We start from the raw sequence: 11698 nt of genomic DNA on the forward strand, positions 1-11698 counted from the left end.
AGTTGGAAAGCCCCAAGCGACCGGTTGAGTGATTTCTTTTTGGCCGTCGCCAGGATTGCGTCCAACGACTTCACGCGATCAAATTTCATCCACCCGGTTTCCCCCGTTTTGCCCCAGACCTGGCATTATACGCTTTCATGCGGAGCAGAACCTACGGATAAAATCGCCAAGCGCAAGCGCTGGAGGAGGGATGCGGCCATCCGTGCAGGGGCTGCCTCATTCCCACCTTTTCCATATCGCATCAGGCACGGCGTGGAAAATCCGCGTGACGGGGGCCAAGCCACCGATCCGGTATGACAGTTCGTGCGGGCCGCTGACGTTCCAGATCGGCATGTCCACCATCATGCCGGCCTGTCCCTTGTGTTCTGCAGGTTCAGGCACTGCGCGCCGATGCGGGTAAGGGCAGGGAGTATTTTCGCCAGCGTCATGCGGAACCGGGGACAGGCCATGTTCATCACGGCTGTCAGGCAGGTCACGGGGATGTACCGGACTGCGCGATGTCAACGTCCATGACATCCAGGCTACGTGGCGGCCCGGACACGTGCCACACCGTAATTTGTAATATCGGGTATGTTAGCTTATATATTGTGATATCGCAATAATATCTGTATCGTAAGAAATCTTGATGGAGGAAGTGCATGACAGGTTGGTTTCGGCGTGTATCGGCCATGGTCGTATCTGTCGCGGTTTCCTCCCCGGTGCTGGCTGCTGACCCGACACCTGTCCTGCAGGCGGAGCAGAGCGACGTCGCACAGCTTCCGGCAATGGGGGCACATTGGGTCTTTCCCTATACCAAGACGACGGCGATCACCATTTATGATGGGGATAACGGTCATGTTCTGGGCACGATCCCAGCAACCCCGCTGGCCAACAATGTCATTATGCCTGACCGGCGGCGCATTTACATAACCGAGACGTCATGGTCGCTTGTCGATCATGGGGACCGGCATGACATGCTGCAGCAGTTCGATGCCCGCACACTGGAACGCGTGCGCGAACTGGCGCTGCCGCCGCGCGCGCTGGTGGGGCGCAAGCAGCAGAATTTTGATGTTGATGCCAACGGGAAGTTCGGATTCATATTCGACCTCAGCCCGGCTTCCGCCGTCACGGTTGTCGACCTGTCCGCGTTCAGGGTGGTTCGCACGGTGGATATTCCCGGCTGCGCGCTGGTCTTTCCATGGCAGAGCGGTGGCTTTTCCAGCCTGTGTGGCGATGGATCATTGACCAACGTGGCGGTGGGAACGGATGGGAAAGCCAGCGTAACCCATTCCAAACCGTTTTTCAGCGCGGATGGCGACCCGGTCTATGAACAGAGCCTGGCGGAACGTGCAAAGGGTGATGCCTATTTCATTACCTATAGCGGCAAGGTCATGAAGGCGCATCTGGGTCCGCAACCGGTTATCGAACCAGCATGGTCAATCCAGCAGGCGGCAGGACAGCCTGCTGCCGGAACCGGGGTGCAGGAACTGGCATGGCGTCCGGGCGGGACGCAGCCGTTTGCCATGTCCTATTATAACCACCATCTGTTCGCCCTGATGCATACAGGCACATACTGGACCCACAAGACGGCGGGTACTGAAGTGTGGGAACTCGATACGCAGGCCCATCGTCTGGTGCGTCGCATCGACCTGCCGACGCCAGCCAAGGTGGTTGCGGTCAGTCAGGACCAGAAACCATTGCTGTATGCCAATGGAGAAAACGGAAACCTGATGGTCATCGACCTGCAGAGCGGGAAGGTGCTGCGTAATACCCACATCGACGCGGGCGCCATGACCGTCACGCCGCCGTAAGGCAATTCCTGTTCAATTCATATTGTTCCCATTGGTTTGGAAAATACTGGTCATGACTGAATCCTTTTTTGACAGGCTGGGCGAAAAGCTGACGCGGAAAATGGCGCAGGGAATCTCACGTCGCAGCATGATCGCCAAGGCGGGAAGTGCTGCGGTGGTGACGTCTTCCCTGCCACTTTTGCCCGTTCAGCGTGCACAGGCGGCACAGACGCAACCGGCTGCGGTTTCGGATTTTGATCGCCGTGCCCAGTCCACGGATCCGACAAAATGCGATTACTGGCGGCACTGCGCCATTGACGGGGTGTTGTGTGGATGTTGTGGCGGTGGTGTACATACCTGTCCACCCGGCACGCAGCCCTCTCCTGTATCGTGGATAGGCACCTGCCGTAACCCTGTTGATAACCGGTCTTACGTCATTGCCTATCGGGACTGCTGTGGGCGTACATTGTGCAATTCATCGCCGGATTGCCATTGTAATACGGAAGACAGGGAACTCCCGGTTTACCGACCCCAGGCTAATAATGACATCATCTGGTGTTTTGGGGGATCGTCCGCTGTGTATCACTGCTCGACAGCAGCACTGGTGGGGCAGGCGGAATAATTACGGAACTCTCGCATACAGGGAACAGGTGCAGGCTGTATTCATTCGACCTGTTCTTTAGTTGTGCCTGGATCAGATCAGGTCGCATGATCTCCTTGTCAGATGATGTGGTATTCGCTGTGACATGTGGTTTTTCCATGTGGCGTGCCCATCCTGTTTAATCAGGCATGCAAACCTTTCTGCCATTCAGGTCACTGTCTGGTTGTATCTGTAGGGCGACCTTAATCTATACGATAAATTACCTGACATGTTCAAAAAATTATATTTCTGTGAATAGGGAATAATTATAAAATGATGTTTAATATTTTAAGAAAAACTATTTTTTCTTGTGGTTTCCTGATGTGGGGTGGCACGACTTTCCATGCGCATGCCAGTACGCTGGAACAGGCGCAGCTTAAGGAATCACGGAATGCATTGGCAAACGAGGCATTCTATCAGGCTCCGCAAAATGGTAATGCCCCCACATATGCAGGCGCACTGATCCGTCAGGAACGGGCAACGGATTATATCCTTCCGCCGGGTGTACAGGCCTACCGCATTCTTTATCATTCGCTGGATGCCACGCGGCATGATGTCGTCTCGTCTGCTGTCGTGCTGGTGCCAGCCGGGCCAGCGCCGGCAGGTGGATGGCCGGTGGTGGCATGGGCGCATGGCACCAGTGGTGTTGCACGGCAATGCGCGCCATCGCTGATGAAGAACCTGTATTACGGTAACGAAGGGCTTTTTGATTTTCCTGCCCATGGCCTTGCTGTTGTCGCAACGGATTATCATGGGCTGGGAACGTCCGGTGCGCACCAGTACATGAACAAGCTGGCCCAAGGTTACGATGTCATCTATTCGGTTGCGGCCGCACGGTCGGCCGTGCCTGCTTTGGGCAGCAGGTGGGTTGCCGATGGGCACTCCCAGGGTGGAATGGCGTCATGGAGTGTCGGGGAAATGGAACATGATATTGCGGATCCCGGCTATCTGGGGACGGTATCGGTTTCTGGTACGATCAATATGCCGGATTTTGTTCATCCGCTGCCGGGGGAAGGGGGCGAAAGTTTTTATACCCCCATGGTGGCGTATGGTCTGCAGGCCCGTTATTCACAGTTTGATCCGCGTTTCATGCTGAATGATGCGGGCATGGCGCATTACGATGGGGCGGTCAGGCAGGGATGCTGGTATGTCGCCCATGCCCTGTATGATGGTCAGTCAATTGACAGCATTACCAAAAAAGGATGGCTGGATAACAGGTTCGTGCAGTCCATGTTTCATGAGGATGCAGTGGGTGGCCAGCAGTTGAAAGGACCGCTGCTGGTCATTACCGGTGGGGGCGATGTGACCGTACCACCAGAAGGCGTCAAGGCGACGGCGCGTGCGGCCTGTCACAATCACATTCCACTGTTTTTTACTGAATTGCCTGGTCTGGATCATGACCCGACCATGATCCAGTCTACTGCCATGCAGATTGCATGGATCAAGGACCGGTTTTCTGGCAAACCGGCGACTGAAAACTGCGAAAGCCTGAAATGATAACGTGATTCAGGCATGACGATGGGATCCCTGACAGAACACATTCTGTCAGGGGCTGTTTGAAAATCCTGCTTTTACGACATCCTGTAAATTATGAAGAATTTTTTGGTAAAGGTTTTATTTTTCACTAAGAAGATTTTTAATAAAAAAGCTTCACCAAAAAATTTTTTATAATTGCAGGATATTTTATGATCTGCCTTTTCAGGAAACCTTTAAGTTATTCTAAATAATTTTCAGATTTTTTATTCTGGATCAGGTATATCCACGACTGATAAGACACTCCTGCACCGCACGTTCGGCTGCATCTATTGCGGTATTGGTAAAGGCTGCGGCAGTGGAATCCGCATTGGCAATGGCGATCCGCCCATAAGGCTGCCGTCCGATAACATGGGGACGCAGGGCTGCGGGCATATACGGATCCCCCAGCGTGTCGTAAGTATAGGCATAGCCATGGGGCCAGCGGTTTACGGTTAGTCCGACAATATCCTGTTCATGATTGAAACCAAGGGGGCCGAACATGCGCTGAAGCTGGTCGCGGGTCTTTGCCTCGATTTCCGGGAAAGTCATGGCCAGCATTTCCTGCCGCCCCAGCCTGTTCTGTTCCTTGCGTGGATGGCCAGGGGCATTTGCATTGCGCAGCAGGTGGACCATGGTCGGGCGATCAGGGGAGGGATTGGTCGTGTATCCGCCAATATCCACCGGTTCATCCACCAGAAGGCGGGTATGGTAGGAACAGGGCGCATAAATGGATCGGGTGCCGCAACGGTGCAGTGCCTGTCCATTGCGCAGCAGGACACTGCTATACTGCATTGGAACCTTGGACGGGTATTTCAATGCATCTTTTTGTGCGTCAGGTAGGGATGGCACAATAAACGGAATGATATTGTTGAAGCATGCCATGATGACATTGTCAGCCATGACTGCGTGGCGTGTATCGGATGTATTGTCCGGTTTCTGGTACACTACCCTGACAGGTTTGTTATCATTCGGTTTACTCGGGTCGCCTGTATGTTCCACGCGCACGACCATGCTGTTCAGGCGGATACGTACTGCACCCGGCTGATCCAGCCGGGAGTAATTTCCCTGTGCCATGACAACGCTGGCTGCCGTTTGCGGGGGGCCAAAAAATGATGGCACCAACCGGCCAACCAGCAGCCGTGCAACAGTGGCATTGCCATCAGGAAAGTGGAAGACAGCCGATTCACGCACGGCGTCATGCGTGACCTCCATCCCATTGAAACCGGGCGCATCCGCCTTCATCGCATCATAAGCAGGGCAGGTATCCACGCGCATATTGTTGCGAAAGGCCTTGCCTGCAAAGAAACGGATGGCCCCGTCCGACATGTGGGCATAACGGCGCAGGAATGTTTCGTAACTGATCGTGCGCAGCAGGGCCTGACGGGCATCGGGCGTCAGGTCAGGCAGGTAATTGATGGTTTGCGTGTGCAGGCGCAAAAGGTCGGTCCGGGTTTCATCATCCAGCGGTGAGGCGCAGAAAAACCTGTCCCAGTTTTTTTCATGATAACCGGGAACCAGCTGATCCTTGCCGAAATTTTCCCGATCATAAAAAACAGCCGGTTCCAGTCCTTTCAGGCGGCTGGTCTTCAGGTAACTGGAATAGCTGTCCGGGCGGATGCCAAGGTCCAGCAGCAGGGATGTCGCTGTATAGCTGTAAGGGAAGGGGGTTTCGATACTCATCGTCCCGCCATAGCCCAGATATGTCTGTCCCTTGTACTGTAATGCGTTCCGTTTGGCATGGCCGCCAAAATCGTCATGGTTGTCCACGATCAGAATTCGCGCATCCGGCCCCATCGCACGCTGGTAGAACAATGCGGCCGACAGTCCGGATATACCGGCCCCCACGACAACCAGATCATAATGTTCACCCGTGTCGGTTGCCGTGACCTGTCCGGCAAACAGTCCGTCGCGTGCCGCATGGGCAACTTCGAAAGAGCCGGGATACTGCCCGCGCAGGCCGGTCCGTAGCGGTGGGTAGGATGCAGCTGTCGCGTCCGGGGAAACCGGGATGGATGGAGCCGCCTGCGCGGGGGATGGCATGGCGTTGGCCATGATCGGCAGGATCACGCCCTGTATCACGTTGCGGCGTGTTATCCGGGGCGTATCGGCTGGAGATTTATCGCTCATTCCAGGTCCATGCGTGTGGGTTGCATTTTATGCGCATAACACGTTCCTTTTCCGGAACAAACTGGAATTGCGCTGCTCATGTTTACGGTTTTCCAACCGAAAACGTGCCGTTTTTAAATCGGAACGAAAGGGCATGGTCATGATCGTCAATTAAGATTATTTTGCCAAATCATTTCATTCCGACTTCAAAAGGTCTTGTTCCGGATGTCAGGGAAAACAACGATTTCCACGCCCGCGGTTACGCGTCGTGATTTTATCAATGGTGTATTGGTCAGTACCGCGATCGGCACGATGGCAGGACGGGCGCAGGCAGAGGACGCCGCAGCCATTGCCCCGCCGGCACGGACCGGCATGCGTGGCAGCCACCCCGGGGCGTTCGAGGCAGCACATGCCCTGCGTGACGGCACCGTTCCAGCCCATAAGATCCAGAAGACGGGCGAGGTCTATGACCTTGTTGTCGTTGGCGGGGGGCTGAGCGGTCTTTCGGCGGCCCATTTCTTTCGCAAATATGCGGGAGCAGACAAAAAAATCCTTATCATCGATAATCATGATGATTTCGGCGGGCATGCCAAGCGGAACGAATTCAGTGTTGATGGTGCCCGGATGGTGCTCAATGGTGGTACGCTGGAGGTCGAATCTCCCGAACGCTACAATCAGTGGGCACGAATGATCCTGGATGACATCGGTGTCGATCTTGATCGTTACCTGAAGGAAAATGCGCCTAACGAGTCCCTCTATTCCAGCCATGGCATGGGACCGGGCCTGTTTTTCGATCAGGAAACATGGCATGCCGATACCCTGGTGCGCAGTGCTGCCGGCACGGAAAACTGTCTCAATGCCCATGCCCTGCAACATGCCCCACTCAGCAACAGGGCACGCGCGGACCTCATGCGCCTGCTTTCGTCACGGCAGCCGGATTACCTGCATGGCCGCTCGGTTGCGGAAAAGAAGAAATTCCTCGCCAGTATTTCGTACCCGGATTACCTCCAAAACTGGGCAAAGGTGGACCCGTCCGTCCTGTGGTTTTTCCGCAAGGCGGGCAGTGGCGTTTTCTGTGTTGGGTCGGATGCGCTGCCAGCGCTGTTCGCCTGGACAATGGGTCTGCCGGGATTTTCGGGTCTGGGTCTGGGGGACGTGCCGGAGGGGCTTCTGGCCGACCTGCCTGGTGGCCAGCATGGGCGGCAGAAGGAAAGCGGGCATAGCGTCCACTTCCCCGATGGCAATGCAACCCTCGCCCGCCTGCTGGTTGCCTCCCTCATCCCTGCGTCAACAAAGGCGCGCACGCAGGAAGACATGGCGACGGCCACATTCGATTATGGGGCGCTGGATCGGGCCAGATCCAATGTACGCCTGCGACTGGGCAGCATGGTGATGAATGTCGCCCATGACGGCGCCCCGGATCAGGCACAGCACGTATCAGTCCTGTATGCCCCGGCGGGGGAGGCTTCCCCCACGCACTATCACCAGGTGCAGGCCCGGCAGGTGGTCATGGCGTGCTGGAACATGTTCATTCCCTATCTGGTGCCAACACTGCCCGAGACCCAGAAGAAGGCGCTGGCCTATGGTGTCAAGGGACCGATTGTTTATGTAAATGTGGCATTGCGTAACTGGCGGGCATTTGAAAAACTGGGGGTAAGTGAAATCCGTTGTCCGGGAATGTATTTTGATGAGGTCTCGCTTGCTGAACCCACGGCCCTTGGCGAGCTTGCCCTGCCATCCGATCCCGACCGTCCCATTGTCATCCGCATGATCAAGACGTTCAGCGTGCCGGGCTTGCCAAAGCGGGAACAGTACCGCGCCGCGCGCGGTATGCTGCTGGGCATTTCATTCGAGACGTTTGAACACGAAATCCGCAACCAGTTGCAGCGCGTGCTGGGTGCGGGGGGATTTGACGCCACCCGTGATATCGCCGCCATAACCGTCAACCGCTGGCCGCATGGTTATGCCTATACCTATAACAGCCTGTATGACCCTGCCGAATGGGTGTTTACGGAGACGGAAACACGCCCCTGCGTGGTGGGCAGGCAGCTATTCGGGCGCATTGCAATCGCCAATTCGGATGCAGCGGCCAGTCCCCATACCGACGCCGCCTTTCTTGAAGCCCATCGTGCCGTGACGGAACTGCTGGATGCAGGCCAGTATCCGTTTGTTCCGACCGTTCCCGGCAATGCGGCTGGTACACATACCAACGAAGGAAAAATGTAAGTCATGACACGCGACAACCTGATTTCCGCGCACGCCCACCAGATGTATTGTAATGGGCAGTGGGTTACGCCAGACGGGCGGGAACAGATGGATGTCATCAATCCCGCGACGGAGCAGCCCTGTGCCCGGATCACACTGGGCAATGCCCGGGATACGGAACGCGCGATCAAGGCCGCCCGCGCGGCTTTCCCCGCATGGTCCATGTCTGACCGCGCCACCCGCCTGGCAGCGCTGGAACGGATCGTGGAGATTTACAAAAGGCGCATGAAGGAAATGGCCCATGCCATTTCACTGGAAATGGGCAGCCCCCTGACCCGTGCGTATGACAGTCAGGCCTGGGCGGGGATGGCGCATCTGGAAGAAATGGTGACGGTGCTGCGTGACTTCCCGTTTGAGGAACGGCGCGATGATATGCTGATCGTCCATGAAGCGGTAGGCGTTACCGGCCTGATTACGCCGTGGAACTGGCCGATGAACCAGATTGCCTGCAAGGTTGCGCCAGCACTTGCTGCGGGCTGTACCATTATCCTCAAACCCAGCGAAGTTGCCCCTCTCAGTGCCCTGCTGTTTACCGAAATCCTTCATGAAGCTGGTCTGCCACCGGGTGTGTACAATATGCTGAACGGCACAGGCCCCGAAGTGGGGGAGACCATGGCCCGTTCTCCGCTGGTCGACATGGTGTCCATTACCGGGTCCACCCGTGCCGGTGCGGCGGTAGCGCGTCTGGCCGCGGATACGGTCAAGCGCGTCCATCAGGAACTTGGTGGAAAATCGCCCAATATCATCTTGCCGGACGCCGATCTGGAACAGGCTGTGGCGCAGGGTGTGCGTAAATGCTTCAGCAATTCGGGCCAGTCCTGCGATGCGCCAACCCGTATGCTGGTTCCCGCGGCCCGGATGGAAGAAGCGCTGGATATCGCCCGTCAGACGGCTGCCACCATTCGGGTGGGGGACCCGGCGGACCCGGAAATTGATCTTGGCCCGGTTGTCAGCCATCTTCAGTTTGATCGTATCCAGACCCTGATCCACAAGGGGATGGATGAAGGGGCCACGCTGGTCTGTGGTGGACCGGGTCGCCCGGAAGGGCTGACGCGTGGGTATTATGTGCGCCCGACCGTCTTTGGTCATGTGACAACAGACATGGCGATTGCGCAGGAAGAAGTTTTCGGGCCGGTTCTGGTCATAATGGCTTATGATAACGACGAACACGCCATCCAGATCGCCAATGACACGCCGTATGGCCTTGCGGCGTATATCCAGTCAGGCGATCTGTCCCATGCCCGGCATGTGGCCCGTTTCCTGCGGGCGGGTAACGTGAATATCAACGGTGCCCCATGGACTGTTGCAGCGCCATTTGGCGGATATGGACAATCTGGTAACGGGCGGGAATGCAGTGTGTATGGCCTGCGTGATTTCATGGAAATCAAGGCAATCCTTGGATATTGGACGGCATCATAAACGCAGTTAAGGCATTCAGGCTGACCTGCACGCGTCTTTATCCATAGTGGAGAGGGCGCGTTGGGGCGGTCAGCATGTCATTAGTGTCGCCATTGAAATCCGGAAAATCGATTGTATCAGTTGTTGCGATATTTTTCCCCGGCAACCGGATTGCCTTGGTGATGGACAGACCCGTCATGTGTAGACCAATGAATATCCGGGGTTTTGACGGCTGTTGAATAAATAAAATAAAAGTTTTTGGGTGCCGACTTTTTTCAAAAAGGCGGCATTTTTGAGATTTTTTTGAAAAAAGCTTCATCAAACAATTTTTCTAATTTGCGGACTATTTCAAATAGCCTTCTGGAAAAATCTGATCGAAGTTTTTAAAAGAGAAATTAATCTTACCTAAATATCCTGCCGTGCTGTCACATCGTTCCTGTGGAGATGTTTATCAATGCATAGCTGTAGGTGGTTTGCAGTTCATGTTCAGGTACTGCTTTCATGTTTAATAATCGTAGCCGGAAATGAAGCGAACGGTGCATTTGCGCAGACTATCCCGGACATATACGATCTGCGGCGCATGGGTGCCAGACTGGATGGTTCCGTCAATGATGAACCACGGATCATCTCTGTCTATAATGCGGTTCCGGACAATGCCACCCTGATTCTGCCATGCGGAAAATGGCCGGGAATGCGCAATAAATCCGGATATCCCTGGGCACCCCATGCCGTTGGAAAAACTGTAACGTGGGAGGATATATGCGGTCTTTCCTTTGGGAATACAACGCAGCCACTCGATCTCGCGCTGGGAGATGGTGATCTGTATATCCGTAATCTTGCAGGTGGGCGCTGGTTCCGGCGTACGGATTTCAGTGGCGGCAGTGAACATCCGACCGTCAGTATAGGATATTCGAATTATAGTGCGGATAACCGCTGGGCCTGGGGCAACGTATTTCCCGATAAACCTAATCTGGAAGTATATACCATAAACGGGGCACATGATCCTGCCAACAGGGATGTCAATGGATCGGTTGTCGGTATAAACGATGTCATGGATTCCTATGGGAATAATACGTGGTCAACACAGGATCAGGGCATAAAAATAAAAGCCAACAAGTATGGACAAAGCAGTACATGGGCCATTGTTTCCGAACTGAATGACTATACCGGCCTGCCGCCGCAATCATGGGCGCAGACCAATGAACTGGATATCAATGCAAACGGGGCGGATGCTGAGGAAAGTCTTTATGATCCCAAACAGTCAAACAGAAAACTGCTCTACCTGTCTGCGGGACCGCATGGTTTTGATCAATACGTTCCTGGCAAGGACTATGATGTCGGAAACAGGGTCGTTAATATGGATCGAGTTGGAATACCGGCCATATATATATGTACCAGATCGGGAAAAGCCGGATTTCAGAAATTGGCATTCCCGGATCGTATCCATGATTACATTACTGATGGAACAGTCACATGGATGCGTGGCGCAGATTACAGGGTAGGAATCGGGGTCGGGATATGGGCCAATCGGGATAATAATGACCCGAATGTTTCATTCAATACGTTCCTTTCAGGTAATATTGTAGTGCGAAACGCATTTATTGATACGACACAGATATCCCTGACAGAACGCAATAGTGCAGCCATTCGCCTTGCAGCCAATCAGATCATTGATTTTTCTGCAGAAGGTACAAATAGCAGCAAAAATCAACATACGCTGCAGTTCTCAAATTATATGGGACATGACCTGTTGGCGTATCAGGTAAAAGGTGCAACAACATTCAGCGTGGATGATAATGGGAATATATGGACCGGGGGAACCCTGACGTCAGGAAATGGGTTGCGCCTTGCATCCATGACGCGTCAGCAGATCCTGAATATCCGGGATCCGCAGGAAGGAATGGAAATCAATAATAGCGACGATCATGTTCCGGTCATTTTTGAAAACGGACACTGGTATCCTATCGCGCTTGGTAAGGCTATTGAATAAAAGGGATAACATCTG

At 54.5% G+C, this 11698-nt stretch carries 8 protein-coding genes; 7 read left to right on the plus strand and 1 reads right to left on the minus strand.

Annotated features, from left to right (window positions below; all coding sequences use genetic code 11):
* The 4 genes from F1542_RS17025 to F1542_RS01345 form a co-directional block, all read left to right on the plus strand.
* Positions 1-297, plus strand: a 297-nt coding sequence (locus F1542_RS17025; protein ID WP_227672367.1) for a hypothetical protein, incomplete at its 5' end; no start/stop codon positions are given.
* A gap of 341 nt (positions 298-638) precedes the next feature.
* Complete coding sequence (locus tag F1542_RS01335) at positions 639-1790, plus strand: amine dehydrogenase large subunit (RefSeq protein ID WP_227672368.1); 1152 nt, start codon at positions 639-641, stop codon at positions 1788-1790.
* A gap of 52 nt (positions 1791-1842) precedes the next feature.
* Positions 1843-2391 (plus strand): methylamine dehydrogenase light chain, encoded by a 549-nt coding sequence (locus F1542_RS01340; protein ID WP_176643351.1) that lies wholly within the window; start codon positions 1843-1845, stop codon positions 2389-2391.
* A gap of 414 nt (positions 2392-2805) precedes the next feature.
* On the plus strand, positions 2806-3906 hold the full coding sequence (locus F1542_RS01345) for a lipase family protein (protein WP_227672369.1): 1101 nt from the start codon (positions 2806-2808) through the stop codon (positions 3904-3906).
* A gap of 252 nt (positions 3907-4158) precedes the next feature.
* Here F1542_RS01345 and F1542_RS01350 read toward each other — a convergent pair whose 3' ends face one another.
* Positions 4159-6051 (minus strand): NAD(P)/FAD-dependent oxidoreductase, encoded by a 1893-nt coding sequence (locus F1542_RS01350; protein ID WP_227672370.1) that lies wholly within the window; start codon positions 6049-6051, stop codon positions 4159-4161.
* Between the two features lie 204 nt (positions 6052-6255).
* Here F1542_RS01350 and F1542_RS01355 point away from each other — a divergent pair, with 204 nt between their 5' ends.
* From F1542_RS01355 to F1542_RS01365, 3 genes are all read left to right on the plus strand, one after another.
* A complete protein-coding gene (locus F1542_RS01355) occupies positions 6256-8256 on the plus strand; it encodes an FAD/NAD(P)-binding protein (protein WP_193731430.1) in 2001 nt (666 codons plus the stop codon).
* Positions 8257-8259: 3 nt separating this feature from the next.
* Entirely contained in the window at positions 8260-9714 is a 1455-nt protein-coding gene (locus tag F1542_RS01360) for an aldehyde dehydrogenase family protein (protein WP_227672371.1), read from the plus strand.
* Positions 9715-10273: 559 nt separating this feature from the next.
* Positions 10274-11683, plus strand: a complete 1410-nt coding sequence (locus tag F1542_RS01365; protein ID WP_227672372.1) for a hypothetical protein — start codon at positions 10274-10276, stop codon at positions 11681-11683.
* The last annotated feature ends 15 nt before the right edge of the window (positions 11684-11698 follow it).

Source organism: Komagataeibacter sp. FXV3, from assembly GCF_015155755.1.
Lineage (GTDB): Bacteria > Pseudomonadota > Alphaproteobacteria > Acetobacterales > Acetobacteraceae > Komagataeibacter.

Coding starts and splice junctions, on each gene's coding strand:
- F1542_RS01335 (WP_227672368.1), top strand. CDS start 639: ATGACAGGTTGGTTTCGGCGTGTATCGGCCATGGTCGTATCTGTCGCG.
- F1542_RS01340 (WP_176643351.1), top strand. CDS start 1,843: ATGACTGAATCCTTTTTTGACAGGCTGGGCGAAAAGCTGACGCGGAAA.
- F1542_RS01350 (WP_227672370.1), bottom strand. CDS start 6,051: ATGAGCGATAAATCTCCAGCCGATACGCCCCGGATAACACGCCGCAAC.
- F1542_RS01355 (WP_193731430.1), top strand. CDS start 6,256: ATGTCAGGGAAAACAACGATTTCCACGCCCGCGGTTACGCGTCGTGAT.
- F1542_RS01360 (WP_227672371.1), top strand. CDS start 8,260: ATGACACGCGACAACCTGATTTCCGCGCACGCCCACCAGATGTATTGT.
- F1542_RS01365 (WP_227672372.1), top strand. CDS start 10,274: ATGGGTGCCAGACTGGATGGTTCCGTCAATGATGAACCACGGATCATC.